Annotated in this window: 16 protein-coding genes and 1 pseudogene; 8 read left to right on the forward strand and 9 right to left on the reverse strand. The window is 71.0% G+C overall.

What is annotated here, in order from left to right; translation table 11 throughout:
- Positions 1-17: 17 nt before the first annotated feature.
- A complete protein-coding gene (locus Prum_RS14285; RefSeq protein WP_173077029.1) occupies positions 18-1,193 on the reverse strand; it encodes a phosphotransferase in 1,176 nt (391 codons plus the stop codon).
- 165 nt (positions 1,194-1,358) lie between these two features.
- Here Prum_RS14285 and Prum_RS14290 point away from each other — a divergent pair, with 165 nt between their 5' ends.
- From Prum_RS14290 to Prum_RS14300, 3 genes are all read left to right on the forward strand, one after another.
- Positions 1,359-1,676 carry a trypco2 family protein gene (locus Prum_RS14290; RefSeq protein ID WP_173077030.1) on the forward strand — a complete coding sequence of 106 codons (318 nt, stop codon included), beginning with the start codon at positions 1,359-1,361 and terminating at the stop codon, positions 1,674-1,676.
- Between the two features lie 6 nt (positions 1,677-1,682).
- On the forward strand, positions 1,683-4,748 hold the full coding sequence (locus tag Prum_RS14295) for a tetratricopeptide repeat protein (RefSeq protein WP_173077031.1): 3,066 nt from the start codon (positions 1,683-1,685) through the stop codon (positions 4,746-4,748).
- Between the two features lie 537 nt (positions 4,749-5,285).
- Positions 5,286-7,388, forward strand: a complete 2,103-nt coding sequence (locus Prum_RS14300) for a hypothetical protein (protein WP_173077032.1) — start codon at positions 5,286-5,288, stop codon at positions 7,386-7,388.
- Positions 7,389-7,400: 12 nt separating this feature from the next.
- Here the strand turns inward: Prum_RS14300 and Prum_RS14305 are convergent, their stop codons facing one another.
- The 5 genes and pseudogenes from Prum_RS14305 to Prum_RS14325 all read right to left on the reverse strand — a co-directional run bounded on the left by Prum_RS14305 (position 7,401) and on the right by Prum_RS14325 (position 12,086).
- On the reverse strand, positions 7,401-8,414 hold the full coding sequence (locus Prum_RS14305) for a UDP-N-acetylmuramate dehydrogenase (RefSeq protein ID WP_173077033.1): 1,014 nt from the start codon (positions 8,412-8,414) through the stop codon (positions 7,401-7,403).
- A 67-nt stretch (positions 8,415-8,481) separates the two neighbouring features.
- Entirely contained in the window at positions 8,482-8,844 is a 363-nt protein-coding gene (locus Prum_RS14310; protein WP_173077034.1) for a hypothetical protein, read from the reverse strand.
- 173 nt (positions 8,845-9,017) lie between these two features.
- A pseudogene (locus tag Prum_RS14315) lies at positions 9,018-10,246 on the reverse strand (RNA polymerase sigma factor).
- A complete protein-coding gene (locus tag Prum_RS14320; protein ID WP_173077035.1) occupies positions 10,243-10,905 on the reverse strand; it encodes a response regulator transcription factor in 663 nt (220 codons plus the stop codon). Before Prum_RS14320 ends, Prum_RS14315 begins: the two are co-directional and overlap by 4 nt.
- Complete coding sequence (locus Prum_RS14325) at positions 10,902-12,086, reverse strand: sensor histidine kinase (RefSeq protein WP_173077036.1); 1,185 nt, start codon at positions 12,084-12,086, stop codon at positions 10,902-10,904. Before Prum_RS14325 ends, Prum_RS14320 begins: the two co-directional genes overlap by 4 nt.
- A gap of 148 nt (positions 12,087-12,234) precedes the next feature.
- On the opposite strand from Prum_RS14325, the gene Prum_RS14330 reads away from it, so the two are divergent.
- The 4 genes from Prum_RS14330 (at position 12,235) to Prum_RS14345 (ending at position 15,533) form a co-directional block, all read left to right on the forward strand.
- Positions 12,235-12,651: a DUF6220 domain-containing protein gene (locus Prum_RS14330; RefSeq protein ID WP_173077037.1), complete on the forward strand. Its 417-nt coding sequence runs from the start codon at positions 12,235-12,237 to the stop codon at positions 12,649-12,651.
- Complete coding sequence (locus Prum_RS14335; RefSeq protein ID WP_173077038.1) at positions 12,648-14,453, forward strand: multicopper oxidase family protein; 1,806 nt, start codon at positions 12,648-12,650, stop codon at positions 14,451-14,453. The genes Prum_RS14330 and Prum_RS14335 overlap by 4 nt, the downstream gene beginning before the upstream one ends.
- A 10-nt stretch (positions 14,454-14,463) precedes the next feature.
- Complete coding sequence (locus tag Prum_RS14340; protein ID WP_173077039.1) at positions 14,464-15,174, forward strand: hypothetical protein; 711 nt, start codon at positions 14,464-14,466, stop codon at positions 15,172-15,174.
- A 134-nt stretch (positions 15,175-15,308) separates the two neighbouring features.
- Positions 15,309-15,533: a hypothetical protein gene (locus Prum_RS14345; RefSeq protein ID WP_173077040.1), complete on the forward strand. Its 225-nt coding sequence runs from the start codon at positions 15,309-15,311 to the stop codon at positions 15,531-15,533.
- Between the two features lie 322 nt (positions 15,534-15,855).
- Here Prum_RS14345 and Prum_RS14350 read toward each other — a convergent pair whose 3' ends face one another.
- Entirely contained in the window at positions 15,856-16,914 is a 1,059-nt protein-coding gene (locus tag Prum_RS14350) for an aminotransferase-like domain-containing protein (RefSeq protein WP_218577244.1), read from the reverse strand.
- A gap of 8 nt (positions 16,915-16,922) precedes the next feature.
- Positions 16,923-17,201: a GntR family transcriptional regulator gene (locus tag Prum_RS49525; protein WP_218577245.1), complete on the reverse strand. Its 279-nt coding sequence runs from the start codon at positions 17,199-17,201 to the stop codon at positions 16,923-16,925.
- A gap of 51 nt (positions 17,202-17,252) precedes the next feature.
- On the opposite strand from Prum_RS49525, the gene Prum_RS14355 reads away from it, so the two are divergent.
- Entirely contained in the window at positions 17,253-18,014 is a 762-nt protein-coding gene (locus tag Prum_RS14355) for an alpha/beta fold hydrolase (protein ID WP_173077041.1), read from the forward strand.
- Here the strand turns inward: Prum_RS14355 and Prum_RS14360 are convergent.
- Positions 18,001-19,116, reverse strand: a complete 1,116-nt coding sequence (locus tag Prum_RS14360) for an epoxide hydrolase family protein (protein ID WP_173077042.1) — start codon at positions 19,114-19,116, stop codon at positions 18,001-18,003. The genes Prum_RS14355 and Prum_RS14360 overlap by 14 nt on opposite strands.
- Positions 19,117-19,157 lie beyond the last annotated feature (41 nt).

Below are 19,157 nucleotides of genomic sequence, written 5' to 3' on the forward strand. Positions count from 1 at the left end.
TCCCTGTCGGAGGAAGCTTACCTATCACGATCAATGGCGACGGCGTCGAGGAGGCGCTCCAGTGTGGACCTCGTCGGCAGGTGCGTCAGCAGGTGGCGCACGCTGCGCGCGGCGTACCGCCGGTCCTCGTCCTCCTTCGCGTCCAGGGCGTGGTTGACCTGCCCGGACACGTAGTTCGCCAGCGACGTCACCGCGCCCCGGAACATCCCCAGGTCCAGCGCCGGGACCGCACCCGCCGTCTCGCGGTACCCCTCGACCAGCGCGCGGGCGCCCACGGCGTTCACCCCACCGCTCGGGTCGACGGTCCAGTGCATGAGCGCGTCGCCCAGTTCCCACTGCGGCGGCTGGCCCCCGGCGTGCTCCCATCCGAAGACGACGAGGCGGCCGTTCGGCCCGCGGCGTACCCGGCCAGGGCCCAGCGTGTTGTGCGACAGCACCGGCGCGGCAGGCGTGGCGCCCTCTCCCACGGTGTCCAACTCCATCAGCGTGGGCACCACCTCGGCCAGTACGGGCGCCCAGTCCGCGCCGTCGGCCCGCGCCGCCAGCTCCGGCCAGCTCGCGCCCGACAGCCGCAACTGATGCCACGGGCTGATGCGGTCCACCGGCAGCGCCAGCCCGTGGAGCGTGGCGAGGATCCCGCCGACCGCGCGGGTGACGGACGCGCTCGCCGGTGCGGTCATCGGCGGCCCGGAGTGCAGCCACTCGTACGCCCGCCAGGTGTGCCCGCCGACCGACGCCGTGATGGCGCCCGCCCGGCTGCGCACCGGAGCCGGGAGCAGTACGCCGGCAGCGGCGGCGGCCCGCTGCAAGGCGACCTCGGTCTCGACGTCGACGATGGGCCACCAGGTGTCCATTGTGCACACTGCCCAGCGGCCGCGGTCGGTCTCCAGCGACCAGTGCCGGCCCGACTCGTCCGGGCGGGCCAGCGACCGCATCTCGCCGGTCACCTCGCCCAGGCCGTACGCGTCGGCGACCGCACGCGCGAGCGCCGGGTCGGCGACGTCGGCCAGTCCCCGCCGGCGGTCGACCTCGGCCTTGAGCTCCGCCCAACCACGGAAGCCGTACTGCCCGGCCAGCGATGCCTGCGCGTGGGCCAGGGAGCATCCGGGACTCTGGTCGCGCAGGCCGGCCAAGTGCTCCTTGGCCTGCTGCTTCAGGTGGTCGAGGTTGGGGTTGTCGGGAAGCGTCTTCACAGCACTGCACCTCGCTCTTCGATCGGACGAAGAATCGGGGTGGCTTCAAGCCTTTCGGCGGGACGCGGCGCGATCCCCAACGCGCTCCGCCCGAGCGTAACCGGACACTTAGGTCGCGTCTACCACGTACGCTACGTGTCGTTACCGACGCTATGAGGTGATCTTGTGGAGTGGTTGGGCTTGGCGGACGCCGTACAGGCGCTTCGTGAGGAGTTGACGATCGCTCGGCAGGCGGGTGAGGACAACGACGACAACGACTACGTCTTCGAGGTCGGCCCGGTCGAGGTGGAGTTCACGGTCGTCGCGAAGAAGGGCGGAAAGGGTCGCCTGGGGGTGACGTTCGGCGTGGTGACGGTCGGCGGCGAAGCCGGCCTCGGGCGGGACGAGACCCACCGCTTGAAGGTGACCTTGACCCCGAAGGACCGCGTGACGGGTGTCGCACCAGAGATCAACGACCGCGTGCCGGCCCTGCCCGACCGGTGATCGACCGTGGCGGATCCGCAGCGCGCGTGTGAGGTCTACGCCCTGGCGCCGGGCGAGACCGAGTGGCGCTGCGGATCCGGCACGCTGATGTCCGACGGGTTGGTCCTGACCGCCGCGCATGTGGTGAGAGGCGCCGATGCCACGATCCGCGTGCGATTCGCGCACTCACACAAGCGCTGGTGGCACGCGGAGATCGCCTGGCCGTCCCATGACCACGCGGTCGACGCTGCCCTCCTCCGCGTGACGGAGGCCGACTTCGAGGCCCCACCGCAGCTGCGCCCACTCCGGTGGGGCCGGCTGGTGTGTGACCGGCCCGGCGCGGCGGTGGACGCCGTCGGGTTTCCGCGCGTCCGGGTTGACCCGGACGGCGACGTCCGCGACACCGAGCATCTGTCTGGCACGGTGCGACCGCTGGGCCTGCGAAAGTCGGGCTGGCTCGACGTCGCAGTCGAGTCCGCGCCAAGGCCGAGTCCGTCCTCAACGGACTCGCCCTGGGGCGGCATGTCCGGCGCGGGCCTGTTCTGCAACGACGTGCTCGTCGGCCTGATCGCGCGTGACGACAAGCGTTTCGAGAGCGGCCGCGTACGCGCGGTGCACCTGTCGGACGCTGTCCAGGACGCCGGATTCCAGGCACTGGTCTGGCCCGGCGGCGCGGAGGCGGCGCCCGGCCTCGAGCCGGCGGAACTGGCCGGGCTCCAGCACGTCACCGCGCCCCCGGCGTCGCCGGCATCGCTCCTGCGCGCCGACGCCGCGGTGGTCGCCTTCCACGGCCGCGACGACATCATCGAACGCCTCGAACACTGGTGCGCGCAGCCGGACGAGTTGTCGGCCTGGCTGCTCACCGGGCCGGGTGGGCAGGGCAAGACCCGCCTCGCGAGGGAGCTCGCCGGTCGGATGCGCCGGCGCGGGTGGGCCACGGTCCTGCTGTCCACCGTGCACGGTGCGGCAGCCGCATGGCTTTCCTCGGTCAGCGTCCCGCTCCTGCTGGTGATCGACTACGCGGAACGCCGGGAGCACCTGGAGAAGCTCGCCCCGTTGCTCCAAGAAAGGCAATCCAGGCTTCCGCTACGTGTGCTCCTGCTGGCCCGTGGCGCCGAGGGCGGGTGGCTGAAGGGCCTTCCCCCGTACTGGGATTTCCTGGCGATCGCCAAGGTCGAGAGGCTCCCGGCCCTCGACGCCACGCCAGCGGAGAGCCGGAGCGCGTTCGACGAGGCCGTGGCGGCGTTCGCGAGCCGCCTCGACGACCTGTCCGGCTTTCCGGGCGATTGGCTCGGCCGCGCGACCACGGTTGCCGCCCCGCGGTACCGGGAACCGATGACGGCCTTGGGCCTGCAACTTGCGGCCCTGGTCGCGCTGCTATCGGACCAGCCGGCGCCCGCTGGTGCCCCGGACGGCGAGGAACCGTCTGTCGCCAAGGCCGCGACCGACCTCCTCGACCAACACGAGGCCCGGTACTGGGACCGCCTCGCCAGCCAGCGCGGTCTGCGGCTGGCCATGGAGACCCTGCAGATCGCGGTCGCGGCATCCTGCCTCGTACCGGTCGCCGACCTGCACGCGGCGGTCGCACTCCTGGCCCGAGTGCCGGTACTGGACGGTCTGGATCCCGATCGCCGGATAGCCGTCGCGACCTGGCTGCGGGACCTGTACCCGGGCGGCGAGTGGTGGTGGGGAAGCCTTCAGCCGGACCTGCTCGCCGAACACCTGGTGGCCAAGGTCGTGCTGGACCACCCCGGCCTGCTGCCGGCCCTACTCGCAAGCGCCGACGAAGACCAGGCCAAGAGGGCCCTGACCGTGCTCGCCGCGGCCGCCGTCCACGATCGACGGCTGCACGACCAGATCGTCGGCGCCATCACCACGCACCCGGCGACGCTGGCTCCGGCCGCCGCACGGGTCGCCGTGGAGACCGCCGCGCCGCGACCGCTGGTGGACGCGCTCAGCCGGGTCGCGGTGGACCGATCGGTTGACGTCGAGACGGTGCGCCGGATCCACCATCAGATCCCGCAGGCGACCCAGGTGCACGCGGGCCTGGCGGTGGAGCTCGCCGAGACACTCGTCGCGGAGGCGCGCCGGGCGGCGCCGCGGCGGCTCTTCCGGCCGAGCGGCGATCAGCGCCGGGCGGCCAACGCCTACGCCGAAGCGCTGACGAGGCTCGGAATACGGCTGCGCGGCGCCGACCGCACCCGGGAGGCACTGGGCCCGATCGAAGAGGCGGCCAAGATCCGACAGCGACTCGCCGACCTGGACAACGCATTCCGGCCCGATCTCGCCGCCACCCACAATGAGCTGTCGAACTGCCTGAGCGCGCTGGAACACCACGAGCGCTCTCTCGTCGAGAGCCGGGCCGCGACGGATATCTACCGTGGCCTGGCGGCGCGGGACGGCACCTACGACCGCGAGCTCGCCGCGTCCCTTGCCAACCTCTCCGACTGCCTGGCCAAGACCGGCGATCCCCAAGGGGCCTTGTCCGCCATCGAGCAATCCGTCGCGATCCAGCGCCAACTGGGCGACCCGGCTGGCCTGGCCCTTTCATTGCACAACCTCGCGCACAGCCTCCGCGACGTCGGTCGGGAGGACGAAGCGCTCACCGCCATTCACGAAGCGGTCGAGCGCTACCGTCGCCTGGCCACCGAGCATCCGGACGCGCACCTCCCCGGGCTCGCCGCCTCGCTGGACGTCATGGTGAGGCTCCTGGTCAGCGGCGGCGCACACGAAGACGCCGCGGTGGTTCTCGACGAGTCGGTCCTGGCTTACGGCCGGCTGGCCCGCACCCGGGGGGAGGCGTTTCGTCCCAAGCTGGCAGCGGCGTACGAGGCGCGCTCCGAATGCCACACCGAGTTGGGCCGGCAGCAGGAGGCGCTGTACGACATCGAGGGCGCGGTCATGATCTACGAACAGCTCGCCGGCGTCCAGCCGGAGGAGTACGGAGCCAAGCTGACGCGGTCATTGACCAACAAGGCGAGCCGTCTGCGCGAGATGGGCAAGGACGCCGAGGCGGAATCGGTCCTCCGGAAGCTCCAGATGATAAGCGATCGTATGGCCCGCCAACCAAAAAGCACGATACGAGCGCAGTGAACGGCGTGGAAGTATGCGATCTGTCTATTTCAGCGCGGGCAGGAGGCCCTCATGGTAGGCGGCGCCGAGGCACGTCGTGTGGACGTACTCTCCGGAGCGCTGCGGCTATGGGCGGCCGTGCTCGACGGCAGGACGGGAAATCTGATCCGCCGCGGGGCCGACGACGTCGCAATGAATGCGATTGGCGGATATCTGCTCGATGGCGAATCCCGCCTATGCCGGGCGCCCGAACTGCGCGAAAGGATCAACGAATGGCTGCGACCCCGGGAGCGGCCACGGTCTACGCCCTACTCGGCGGATTCCGACCTGAGAGTCTTTCTCGTTTCCTGGGGGCTGGCCACCGATCCAGAGGCGGTTGAACGCTGGCGTTCCGCGGGCTCGCCTCGGCGTATCGAGCCGCGGCCACACCTGGCCGGCGCCACGGGGTGGCACACAGACCGGTCCGCGGCGCCCTCGTCGGTCAGCTACGCATACCTCGAGGCCGCCGACCTACGCCCGGACGGGGCCGCAGGCGGTCTTGTCAACCGGGGCGTCGACGTGCTCCTCAACGCGGGTGTCCCCTGGGGTCAGCCCAAACGCAGCCACCTGGAGCACGACATGCGCCGGTTGCTGACCCCCGACATCGCCCGGGAAGCCCAGCTCTTCGACGGACACGCCACCGGTTCGGAGCCGACGCCGACCGTCGAGGTGACCAGGCTGGCCTTCGTGCTCGCGGTCGGCGCCGTGGTTGGCCACTACGTCGGCCTCCACCTGGACCCCGTCGACGAAGCCGACGAGTCCGTGCGCGCCCTGGCAGCGGTGGTTTGCCGCCAGTGGTCGGAACCACCCGAAATGCACGAGCTGCGGCGCCTGTCCGTCGACCATGGCGTGCACCACGCTCCGGCTGCGGACGGTCAAGTGGAGCCAGACCTCCAGCACGCCGACCTGCAGACCGCGTTTCGCGTGTTCGTCGAGAACGCGCGGGCCCTGCGCCTCGGCGTGGCAGCCACACCGCCGGATTCGCATGGGGACGGACCGGCGGCCCGGCGCCTCTCGATCCTGTTCGAACTGGCGATCGCGGATCTCAGCGACGATGTACAGCCACCGGTGCGCGTCGTTGACAAGATCATCGACATCGTGTGGACGGTCGCCCAAGCCATGGAACGGCACGCGGCCGGTCGATGGATGCAGGAATTCCAGCGCCGGCTTCGACAGGACCTTCCACCCCGAGCGAAAAGGGCGGTAGACCCGGGGACCTCCGCCACCTACCTGCACGAGGTGCTGACCAAGCTGGCGGCCGCCAATCGGATCGGCACGCCCGCCTCGGGCCGGGCCGACTCCGCAGCCAGTTGGGACGACATCGGCCGGCTGGTTGCCCAAGCCCAGAGCTACCTCAGTGGAGACCACCGCAGCGCGGACCGGATCCTCACCGAACTCGCGGACGAGCTACCCGCCGCCGTCACCGCCCTGACCACAGGTGACGGCGGCGCGCAGGACCCCGATCTGACCCCGGCCGACGCCCGGTGGGAGCTCTTCCGCGCCAGCGGCCGGGCGCTGGCCAGAAGTCCCGAGGCGGCCGCGAGCGTGACGGTGGCGGGCTCGTTCGCCGAGCTCGGCTGGGTCGTGGCGAATGAACAGAAGCCGCACGCCATCCGCGACGTGAACGAGGCGGTGCAGCAGGAACTTCGGCGGGTGGGGCCGAGCAAGCAGGCGGCGGCCTTGGCGGGTGCGGTCAGCCGCATCCTCCGGGCCCGACCGCTCGCGGACAGCAAGCACGCGAACTTCGCCGTCGCCCAGCGCGCCGCACATGAGGCGGTGATCTATGGAAACCAGGCGTACGACAACGCGCTGCACGACGGAGTCGGTGACGTCAGCCGTGTCGTCGCGGCGCTGACCGGACTTCAGCTCTCGCTGCTCCAGGCCGGTGGCGTCTTCATCCGGAGCACCGAGACCGAGCTCATCATGCCGCTCGGCGACGCCACGAAGGCAGAGCGCGAACGCCACGCGGGATACATACGTGGTCTGGCCACGACGTCCTACGAGTACGTCAACCTCGCGGTGGCCCGACTGCACGACATCCGCGACGTGAAGCGCACCGGGCTCATCAAGGACAAAGACATAAACTTCCCGGCGACGTCAGAGGCGCAGACCGTGGCGATGGGCATGCGTACGCTCCTGCTGTGGGCCACGATGCACCTGGCCTGCCCGGACAGCAGCACCTCGCCCGCAGACGTTCGGGCGCTGATACCCAGTGTCCCGGCCCAGTTCCGGGAGATGTTGACGCTCAGGCGCCTCAGCGCGCTGAACTTCGCGGACCTGACCCGGATCGCCCTGCACTACGCGTTTCTCCAGGACGACCTCGACCACCCGGCCAAGGGAGCCGAGGGGATCCACCCGGCCACCCCCGAGCACCTGCGGCCCGCTGGCACCCTTGATCTCGACGCGTGCGGCCGCTTTCTGACCGAGAACGGATACGACACCGGGATACTCGATGTCATCCAGGTCGATGTGGTCCGCCGGAGGCTCGAGGAGGAAAGCAACGGCCGCTACCGCGCATGGCTAGCCGACTATGCCAACCCCCGCAAGCGGAGGCCGGCCCGGATCTCGCTGAGCGACATCGTGTCGCCCAGCACGCGCATCCGCGCGACGGTCCCCTGGTGACGGCCCCACCGCCTAGAAGGAGCAGTTGACCAGGTCGCACTCCGGCCCCAGCCGGATGTCGAAGCACGCCTCGACGCCTTCCCGGATGTGCGCGGCGAACTTCATGATGTCGGCCGTCGTCGCCCCGCCCCGGTTGGTCACCGCGAGGGCGTGGCGGCTGGAAAGCGCCACCGCGCCGTTGCCCCACTGTGTGCCGTACCCGGGCGGGAACCCCGCGCGGTGGATGAGCCACCCAGCCGACAGCTTCGTGCCCTTGATGTCGAAGTACTGAGGGCACTCGCTGGCCCGGACCGGGACCTCGGCAAGCACCGGGTTGATGAAGAACGATCCCACGCTCCAGGTGTCGTGATCGTCGGGATCAAGCACCATGCGCTTGTTTCGGCGAAGCGCCATGACGGCCTCGCGTACGTCCGTGACCGGAGCGGTACCGGCGACTTCGATGCCGAGCTTGTGCGCCAGTTCCGCGTACTCGATGGGTTTTGACTGGCTGCCACGCCGCAGGCGGAACGTCACCTCCAGGACCAGCCACCGGTCGCTGTGCTTGAAGACCGACTGCCGGTGGCTGCCGAACCCGCAGCGGTCCGGGGTCCAGCGGTCGACGGTGCGCGTCTCCCGGTCGTACACGGAAATGGACTCGAGCAGATCAGAGGTGAGCGTGCCGAACGCACCCACGTTCTGAACGGGGGTGCCGCCGACCGACCCAGGGATGCCGGACAAGGCTTCCAGCCCAGCGAGCCCTGCCTCGATGCTGGCGCGGACAAGCCGATCCCAGTCGACGCCAGCGGCGGCCACGACCCGATCCCCGGCGACGTCGAACTCCCCCGACGCCATCCTGATGACCGTGCCCTCCCACCCGGTGTCGCCCACGACGAGGTTGGAGCCGCCGCCCATGACCAGCAGCGGATCACCAGCGGCGTCCGCCTCGCGCGCGGCCTCGACCGCCTGCGCACTCGTCTCGGCGACCATGAGCCGGCCGATCGGTCCGCCCACGCGCATCGTGGTCAGGTCAGCAAATGTGACGGTCACGAGAAACTAGCTTACTGACGAGACGCACCTCGCCCACGCGGATGCCGACCCCGGGTCAGCTCCTCGCTCATCCCCATGCGAGCGGTGACGAGGACCGGACGTACTGTAGAGCGGCTTCGAGCGCCCGGTCGCGGATATCCCGCCGCGCGTCGGCAGGGATCTGGCGGCCAAGATCGGCAAGAATCTCTGCCGGCCAGACGTCGACGTCAGTCGGCTCGTGGCCGTGCACCTCGAAAAAAAGCTCGACATCCTCTGGGCTGGAATTGCCCTCCAAGTACTCCTGAACCACCACGACAAGAGCATTGCCCAGCGCCCGCGCCACGACCCGCTGATGGATGGCATCATTTTCCAGATTAACCGCCCCCAGTATTCGGGTCTGCAATGTCTGGGCGTCGCCGGTCGACTGTCCGCGCAACTCATCATCGGCCATATCGGCTGATCACCTTTTTCGCTCCGAGCATTCCGGGGGCATTTAGAATGCGAGGCTTCGTGATGCATTATCGCAGCAAAGACCACGGATCCCATCATGCTTTCCGGTCGATGTTCCGGCTGGGTAGTTCCAGAGACGGGTGCGGTGGGCCGGTACTTGCGGTATAGGTGGGCCTAGTTGAGCCGCGTAGCCCGGGACTCCAGGTAGCGCTGCTCCGGCAGGCTCGTGGTCCGGCGCGCGGCCAGCTCGTACGCGGCGCGGGCCTGCACGCGGGCGCCGGCGAGTTCCAGCAGGTGGGCGCGGACGGCGTCCAGGCGGTGGTGCTCGGCCATCCGGTCGTCGGCGTCGAGGACCGCCAGCGCGTCGAGGCCGGCGCGCGGGCCGTGCACCATCGCCACCGCGACCGCCTTGTTCAGCGTCACCACCGGGTTGGCGGCGACGCGTTCGAGCAGGTCGTACAGGGCGAGGATCTGCGGCCAGTCGGTGGCCTCGGTGCTCGGCGCCTCGTCGTGCACGGCGGCGATGGCGGCCTGCAGCTGGTACGGCCCGAGCGGCGACCGGGCCAGCGTACGCGTGACCAGGGCGACGCCCTCCTTGATGAACTCGGCGGTCCAGCGGCCGCGGTCCTGCTCTTCGAGCGGGATCAGCTCGCCGCTCGGGCCGGTACGGGCGGGCCGGCGGGCGTCGGTGAGCAGCATCAGCGCGAGCAGGCCGGCGACCTCGCCGTCCTCGGGGAGCAGCCGGTGGACCGCGCGGGCCAGCCGGATCGCCTCGCTGGACAGCTCGACCCGGTGCAGCGAGGCGCCGGACGTGGCGGTGTAGCCCTCGTTGAAGATCAGATAGAGCACGTGCAGCACCACGCGCAGCCGCTCCTCGCGTTCCCCGGCGGCGGCATCTGGAAGCCGGAGCCGGCGGCCTTGATCCGCTGCTTGGCCCGGCTGACCCGCTGGGCCATGGTGGCCTCAGGCACCAGGAAGGCACGGGCGATCTCGGCCGTGCTGAGGCCGCCGACCGCACGGAGCGTGAGCGCGACCTGCGAGGGCCCGGTCAGGGCCGGGTGGCAGCACAGGAAGAGCAGGGTGAGCGTGTCGTCGCGGTCCGGGTCACGGTCGTCGTCCGCGCCCGGCGCGACCAGCTCGTCCGCCGGCGCCATGGTGGCGGCCGACTCCTCGCGGCGGCGGCGCGCGTGTTCGCTGCGGAACTGGTCGGTCAGCCGGCGCGCGGCGACCGTGACCAGCCAGGCCCGCGGGTTGTCCGGCATGCCGTCGGCCGGCCACTGGACCGCCGCGGCCAGCAGCGCCTCCTGCACCGCGTCCTCGCACGCGTCGAACTGCCCGTAGCGGCGGACCAGGATCGCCAGCACCTGCGGCGCCAGCTCGCGGATGAGGGCGTCGAAGTTCACGCTCGTACCAACCCCGTCTGGAATGCGATGACGACCAGCTGGGCCCGGTCCCGGGCCCCCAGCTTCACCATGGCACGGCTGACGTGGGTGCGGGCCGTGGCGGGGCTGAGCGTCAGCTCCGTGGCGATCTCCTCGTTGCTCAGCCCCTGGCCGACCAGGGCGAGCACCTCGCGCTCACGCTGGGTGAGCACGGCCAGCCGGTCGTCGGCCACGTGCTGGGCCGTACGCGCGGCGGTGAACTGCCCGATCAGCCGCCGGGTGATCCGCGGCGCCAGCAGTGCCTCCCCAGCCGCCACCACCCGCACGGCGTGCAGCAGCTCGGCCGGCCCGCTGTCCTTGAGCAGGAACCCGCTCGCCCCCGAATCGAGCGCCTCGAAGACGTACTCGTCGGTGTCGTAAGTGGTCAGGATGAGCACCCGGACCCGCTCCAGCCCCGGCGTGCGGGCGATCTCGCGGGTGGCCTTGATGCCGTCCAGCACCGGCATGCGGATGTCCATCAGCACCACGTCGGGACGGTGGGCGCGGGCGAGCGTCACCGCCTCGGCGCCGTTGGCCGCCTCCCCCACGACCTCGATGTCGTCTTCGAGGTCGAGCAGCATCGTGAAGCCGCTGCGCACGAGCACCTGGTCGTCGGCGACCAGCACCCTGATCCCGCTCACGGCTCACCCGCCGCGGCGGGGAGCGGCAGCCGCGCGTACACCTCGAAGCCGCCACCGGACCGCGGACCGGCCGCCAGCTCCCCGCCGAGGAGGGCGCAGCGCTCCCGCATGCCGGCGATGCCGCGGCCGGCGGCGCCCGCGCAGTCGCCGCCGCGGCCGGTGTCGGTGACCCGGATCCGCAGGTCATCCGGCTGGTAGGCGACCGCGACGGTGACCCGCGCCGGCCCGGCGTGCCGGATCACGTTCGTGATCGACTCCTGGACGATCCGGTACGCCGCCCGGTCGACCGCGCCGGGCACTTCCCGGGGCGGCGCCGGCACGTCGACCTTGACGTCCAAGCCGGCCTCGCGCGCGACGCTCGCCAGCTCCTCGACCCGGTCCAGGCCCGGGATCGGCGCGCGGCCGTCGTCGGATTCCCGGAGTACGCCCAGCGTGGCGCGCAGTTCGCGAAGCGCCCGCGCGCTGGTCTGCTCGATCGTGAGCAGCGTCTCCTTCACCTGTTGCGGGCGCCGGTCCAGGACGTGGGCGGTGACCCCGGCCTGGACATTGATCACCGAGATGGCGTGCGCGACCGTGTCGTGCACCTCACGGGCGATGTGCAGCCGTTCCGCGTCCACCCGGCGGCGCGCCTCCTCGTCCTTGGTGCGCTCGGCGCGCTCGGCCCGCTCCAGGGCCTCCGCGGCGATCACCCGGCGCATCCGCACCGACTCCCCCAGCACCGCCGCCATGATGGCCGTGCCGATCCGGAACGCCAGCCAGCCCACGTCGTTCGGCGGGTGAATCCCGGCCGCGACCAGCCAGCCGGCGATCAGCACGCCGATCCCGCCCAGCGCGATGTACGACGATCGGCGCCCGTCGCCGTACGCGGTGACCGTGTAGAGGGCGACGAAGACGCCGATCCAGTTCGGCCCGTCCGGGTAGCCGGACCCGTAGTACACGATGCTGGCCAGCGCCTCCAGCGCGAACACCGGCACCGGCCAGCGCCGCCGCACCGTGAGGCTCAGGCCGCCGACAACCAACAGCACGGCGTGCGTGTAGACGCCCACCTGGCTCAGCTGGGCGAGGTCCTCGTCGGTGGTGATCGACCGGGTGCCCTGCACCTGCATCGCCGCGACGAAAACACCGATCAGCAGATCCTGCGCCCACACCGGCAGGCGCAGCCGGAAAGGAAGGGCGGCCATGGCGCGATCGTATCCGCTGGTCCGGGCCGCCGACTCCGTCCAGCGACGTAGGCGCGTACGTCAGCCTGCGTACGCGCCTGTCGCTTTTCAACGGACGACTCGGCCCTCCCCGGAGCGAAGGATCGATCCATCCTTTGAAGGGGTTTCCATGCGCAGGATCTACGTTGGCCTGTCCGGTCTCGTGCTCCTCGCCATCCTGGCGCAGTTCTACTTCGCCGCCGTTGGCGCGTTCGACCGGCCGCAGGACGACGACTCGTTCGCGCTCCACAGCATCACCGGCACGCTCGTCATTCCGGTCCTGTCCGTGCTGGCGACCATCGCCGCCGCGATCGCCCGCGCGCCGGGCAAGCTGATCGGCCTCACCCTGGCCCCGCTCGGCCTCGTCGTCGTCCAAATAATCATCGTCGTCGTCGGGGACGCGCTCACCGGCGGCGCCGAGGAAAGCACCAATGCGGCGTCGCTCGTCATCTTCGGCCTGCACGCCGTCAACGCGCTTCTGGTGATGGGCGCCGCGGCGACCGTGCTGCGCCGGGCCATGGCGTTCGCCGCACCCCGGCCGTCATGACCACTGCCCAGCTCATCGCCCTCGACCTGCTGGTCACCCTGCTCGCGGCGGCCGCGTGGCTGGGCGCGGGCGTGGCGGCGGCCGCTCGCCGCGCGCGGCTCGCCCTCGCCCTCCTGGCCGCCGCCGTCGTGGTCACTCTCGCGCGGATCGGCACGGCCGTCGCGCTCGCCACCGGCGGATGGTGGTTCGCGCAGGACAAGCTCGTGCTGACCGTGCCGCTCCTGGCCGCCGCCGGGCTGCTCGCCGCCGCGATCGCCGGCCCCCGTCTGCGGCGCGGAAAAGCATCGCCCGCCGTCGTGGTCCCGCTGCTCACCACCGGGTACGCCGCCGCGGCCGGCCTGCTCTTCCCCCTCTTCATCGGGTACGCGGCGACGTGGAGCGACGCCCTCGTGACCGTGGCCCTGGTGGGCGCGGCGGCCTTGGTGACGTGGCGGGTGGCCGGTTCTGGGCCTCCGTTGTGGACGTTCGCACCGGTGCTCGCCATGGGACTGGCCGGCGTCGGGGTCGGAATAGTATCGGGGGCCGATCCCGACGCCGGCACGGTCTCCACGCACGCCGTCGCCCTGCCCCGCGGCCCGGATACTCCCGCACGCGGCGGGCAGGTACGGCGGTTCACGCTCACCGCGCGGAAAACCACCATCACGCTCGCGTCCGGAAAGACGGTCGAAGCATGGGGATACAACGGCCAGGTCCCCGGACCGCCCATCACGGCGGCGAAGGGCGATCTGATCGAGGTGACCCTGCACAACGCCGACATCGAACGCGGCGTGACCATCCACTGGCACGGATACGACGTCCCGAACGGCGAGGACGGCGCGCCGGGCGTCACCCAGGAGGCGGTGCCACCCGGCGGGACGTTCGTGTACCGCTTCCGCGCCGACCCGGTCGGCACGTACTGGTACCACACCCACCAGGCGTCCGACGTGGGCGTCAAGATGGGCCTGTACGGGATGCTGGTCGTTGGCGGCTCCGCCGACTTTGACGTGACCCTCCCGGTGCACACTTTCGGCGGCACCACCGTGATCGGCACCGACGACCAGCCACCGACACGCCCGGTGCCCGCCGGTACGCCGGTGCGCCTCCGCCTCGTCAACACCGACAGCACGCCACATCGGTTCACGCTCGCCGGCACGCCGTACCGCCTGGTGGCCATCGACGGCAACGACCTCAACGGCCCCGGCGAGTTGACCTCGGTCGGTCTACGACTACCCGCGGGTGGCCGGTACGACCTGTCGTTCACCATGCCGTCGACGCCGGTGGCGCTGCGGGTCGACGGGGCCGACGGACTGTTTCTCGGTGGCGTGTCGACTGTGGACACCGCGGACTGGCCCGAACTCGACATCACCCGGTACGGCACGCCGGCACCGACCCCGTTCGGCCCGGACAGCCGGTTCGACCGCCGGTTCACGCTCGTACTGGACCGCGGCATCGCGATGGTCGACGGCCGGCCCCGGTACGCCCACACCGTCAACGGGCGCGCCTTCCCCTCGGTGCCGACCCAGGTCGTACGCGAAAACGACCTCGTCGAGATGACAGTGGTCAACCGCGCGTTCGCCACCCATCCGTGGCACCTGCACGGGCACCGGGTGCTCGTCCTGTCCCGCGACGGTGAGCCGGTGACCGGCAGTCCACTGTGGCTGGACACCTTCGACGTACGGCCGGGCGAGGTGTGGCGGGTCGCCTTCCGCGCCACCAACCCGGGCGAGTGGATGAACCACTGCCACAACCTCAACCACGCCGACCTGGGGATGGCACTGCACCTGCGCTACGAGGGCATCCAACCGCATCACCACGGCGGGTAACCTGCCCGGTGTGAATCCGTTACGGCACCGGCAGGCGGCCCTCCAGACCGAGGCGGACGAGCTGCTCGCCGGCCTGGACCTCACCACGCTGGTCGCGGACATCGGCGCGCCACTGCTGACGGGCAGCTACGTGTCCGGCCTGATGTGCTGGCGCGACCTCGACGTCATGCTGCTCGTCGGCCCCGGCTTCACCCCGGGCGACGCGCTGGGCCTGCTCCGGCGCTTCGTCGACCACCCGGGCGTCGTCGGGTTCGACTACCGCGACGAGCGCGGGACCCGGTCGCCCACCGGCACGGCCCGGGACGAGCGCTACCACCTGGTCATCTCGGTCGACCACGCCGGCGAGACGTGGCGGCTCGACCTGACGCTGTGGCTCAACGACCCGCACACCAACGTCACCGAATGGCACGAGGCGCTCCGCGACCGCATCACCGACGAGGAGACCGACGCCGTACTGGCGATCAAGGACGTATGGCACCGGCTGCCGACCTACCCGGACGAGGTCGGCGGCCTGGACATCTACACCGCCGTACTCGACGCCGGCGTCCGCACCCCGACCAATTCGCCACCTGGCTCAACACCCGCCCCTAGCCCACCCACCGCGCCTGGTTCTCTCCGCGCCTGGGGCTCGGCGCCTGGGGCTCCGCGCCTGGGGCTCTCGGCGTCGATCAAGGGCAAACGGTCGTGCTTCGATCTCCAATCCACGGCCGTTTGCCCTTGATCGACGGCAAAGCCCTTGATCGGCGAGGCGGGTGCCCCGGGGGGCGCGGATCCAACCTCCGGTTTTCGACATCGTCAGTAGGGTGAGATCAGCTCCCGGCCGCCCGGCCGGGTACCGAACTATGTGGAGGAACCGTGGCGGTATCAGCCGACCTGGCCAAGCTGCTCGACAAGGCGTACGAGGACAAGTCCGTCGCGGAGCTCATCGACGCTCCGGTGGCCGCGCTGTCCGGCGTCAGCGAGGGCGACGCCAAGCTCCTCAAGGAGGCGTTCAACATCGACACCATCGGCGACCTCGGTCGCAGCAAGTACTTCCGCACCGCCAAGGCGCTGGTCGACCTCGCAGACGGCGCCAAGTAGCGATCGGCTATTCGGCTCGACCCGCCCGTCGGAGCGCGTAGTTAGGAAGCCCGCTCCATGATCACCGCAGGCTGAGGGATCGCCGACCCAGCCCGCCTGGTGATCATGAAGTTAGCTGCACGGAGAGCGCTTCCTCCCGCCGATAACTCCATGATCACCACGAGCGGGCGAACCAACCCCGTTGCGCGGGACATGCCGATCAAGGACTTTCGCGTCGATCAAGGGCAAACGGTCGTGGAAGAGAGATCAAACAACGACCGTTTGCCCTTGATCGACGGGGAGATCGGGGAGATCGGGGAGCGGGGGGTGGCGAGTGCGGCGGCTATTCGACGCCGGTGTACTCGTCTCGGGCTAGCGTGGCCAGCACCGTCAGCGCCGCGGCCAGGGTGTCGACGGGCGGGGCGGCGAGGGCCAGGCGCACCGCGTTCGGCGCGTGTCCCGGGCCCACGGTGAACGCCGCCGCCGGAGTGACCGCGATGCCGTGACGGGCCGCGGCCGCGACGAATGTCTCCGCCCGCCACGGCTCCGGCAGCTCCCACCAGCAGTGATACGCGTGCGGGTCGGCGCGTACGGCGTACCCGTGCAGGGCCTTTCGGGCCAACTCCTGCCGCGCGGCCGCGTCGCGGCGCTTGGCCTCGACGAGGGTCGCGGTCGTGCCGTCCGACATCCAGCGCGTGGCCGTGGTGAGCGCGAAGCGCGGGGCGGTCCAGCCGCCGGACCGCAGCGCCGCCCCCACCCGGTCCGCGACGGGGCCCGCGGGTGGTACGACGAAGCCGAGCGTGAGGCCGGGCGAGAGGCGCTTGGAGAGGCTGTCCGCGACCAGGGTGCGGTCCGGGGCGAGCGCGGCGAGGGGTGCCGGCAGCTCGCGGAGGAACGCGTAGACGGCGTCCTCGACGGCGAAGAGGTCGAGCGCGCGGAGGGTGTCGGCGAGCTCTTCGCGGCGCTGGGCCGGCATGGTGACGCCGAGCGGGTTGTGCAGTGTCGGCTGCAGGTAGACGGCGCGGAGCGGGGTGGCGCGGTGCGCGGCCCGCAGCGCGTCGGGGATCAGGCCCGCCCCGTCCATGGCGATCGGTACGAGCGTGATGCCCAACCGGGCCGCGATGCCTTTGACCACGGGGTAGGTCAGCGCCTCGACGCCCAGCCGCTCGCCCACCGGCACGAGCGCGGCGATGGCGGCGGCGACCGCTTGGCGGCCGTTGCCAGCAAAGAGGATGTGTCTTGGATCCGGTATCCAGTCTCCTCGGGCCAATATCGTGGAGGCCGCCTCGCGCGCACCGGGCGGACCGGTGATGCCCACCGGGCTCAGGGCGGCGCCGAGCGCCTCGGGCCGCACGATCGCCTCCAGGGCCGGGGCGAGCAGGGCCGGCTGCTCGGGCAGCACCGAGAAGTTCAGCTCCAGGTCGACCCGGGCGGCACCGCTCGGCTCGGTGAGCGCCGGGTCGGGTGGGGCGCGGCCGCGCGGACGAACGTGCCCCGCCCGACCTCGCCGACGGCCAGGCCGCGGCGCACCAGCTCGCCGTAGACGCGGGCGGCGGTGGAGCTGGCGATGCCGCGCGCGCGGGCGAACTCGCGCTGCGGCGGCAGCCGGTCGCCGGGGCGCAGCCGGCCAGCCGTGACGTCATCCGCCAGGGCGTCGGCGATCAGGCGGTAGTCCTCCTTCATTGCCATCAGTGCAATATAGCCATTGCACTCGAATATTGCACCACATAACATCGGGGCATGTACGACGATGAGGGCATCGGAGAAACGCTCGTGCTCGTGCACGGCCATCCCTTCAACCGCTCGATGTGGCGGCCCCAGGTCGAGCGCCTCAGCCGGTCGGGCTGGCGGGTGATCGCCCCGGACCTGCGCGGATACGGCGAGAGTCCGGTCAGGCTCGGCAGGACCACATTGGACGTCTTCGCCAAGGACATCGCCGCGCTCCTGGACCGGCTGGGCGTCGAGCGGTTCGTCCTCGGTGGACTGTCCATGGGCGGCCAGATCGTGCTGGAGTGCCATCGGCTCTTCGCCCATCGCCTGCGCGGCCTGATCCTCGCCGACACTTCGGCCCAGGCGGACACCGACGAGGGCCGTCAGGTGCGGCTGGCCACCGCAAAGCGCCTGCTCCGCGAGGGCATGGGACCGTACGCGGACGAGGTCCTGCCCAAAATGGTCGCGCCCGCCACCATCCGGGAGCGGCCCGAGGTCGCCCAGCACGTGCTGGAGATGATGCGGAGCACCAGCCCCGAGGGTGCCGCCGCCGCGCTGAGCGGTCGGGCCGAGCGCCCGGACTACGTGGACATGCTGCCGGCCGTGGCCGTGCCGGCGCTGGTCGTCGTGGGCTCGGACGACGAGTTCACGCCGGTGTCCGACGCTCGCCTGATGAGCGACCGGATCCCCGGCGCGAAGCTCGTCATCGTCGACGGCGCCGGCCACATGCCCAACCTGGAACGGCCGGCGGAGTTCAACGCCGCGCTGGAGGAGTTTCTCAAGCCCTTGTGACGAAAGCCCTTGTGACGAAGAACGCGCGCACGTCCGCCGCGAAGGTGTCGGGCGCTTCGAGAGCGGCGAAGTGGCCGCCGCGCTCGTACTCGGTCCAGCGCGTGATGGTGTTGGTCTGCTCGGCGAAGCGGCGGATGGCCACGTCGGTGGTGAAGACGGCGACGCCGGTGGGCACGGTGGACGGTGCCTTCGGCGCCCACATGCTGGCGTCGTGGAACCGCTCGTAGTACGAGTTCGCGGACGACCGAGCGGTGTTGGTCAGCCAGTAGAGCATCACGTTGGTGAGCAGGCGGTCCCGGTCGACCGCGTCCTCGGGCAGCTTGGCGGCCGGGTCGGTCCACTCGTAGAACTTCTCCACGATCCAGGCGAGCTGCCCGATGGGCGAGTCGGTGAGCCCGTACGCGAGGGTCTGCGGCCGGGTGCCCTGGATCTGCATGTACCCCATCAGGTCGTCCTGGAAGTGCTTGAACAGCGCCAGGCGTTCCTGCTCCCGTTCCGTGAAGGGGGCCGGGTCGTCGGTGGGAAACGTGACGAGCGCGTTGACGTGTACGCCAACGACGTTGTCCGGCGCGATCCGGCCCATCTCCGGGGCGATGAACGCGCCGATGTCGCCGCCCTGCACGCCGTACCGGTCGTAGCCGAGGCGCGCCATCAGCTCGGTGAACGCCCGCGCCACCCGGCCGTCGGTCCAGCCGGCCTCGCGCAGCGGTCCGCTGAACCCGTGTCCGGGCACCGACGGGATCACCAGGTGGAAGTCCTGGGACAGCGGCCCGATCACATCGAGAAACTCCACAATGGAGCCGGGCCAGCCGTGGATCAGCATGAGCGGGGTGGCGTCCGCGGCGGCGGAGCGTACGTGGGCGAAGTGGATCCGCGCCCCGTCGATATCGGTGACGAACTGGGGCAGCTCGTTCAGCCGCGCCTCCTGCGCCCGCCAGTCGTACCCGGAACGCCAGTACTCGGCCAGCTCCTTGAGGTAGCCGAGCGGGACGCCGCGCTCCCAGCCCAGGCCGGGCAGCTCGTCCGGCCAGCGGGTCTGGTCGAGGCGGCGGTGCAGGTCGTCGAGGTCTGCCTGCGGGATGTCGATGCGAAAAATCTCCATGGGTACGACCGTAGGAGCCAGCTAGGACAGCTTTGGTCCTA

Origin of the sequence: Phytohabitans rumicis, from assembly GCF_011764445.1 — a bacterium.
GTDB lineage: Bacteria > Actinomycetota > Actinomycetes > Mycobacteriales > Micromonosporaceae > Phytohabitans > Phytohabitans rumicis.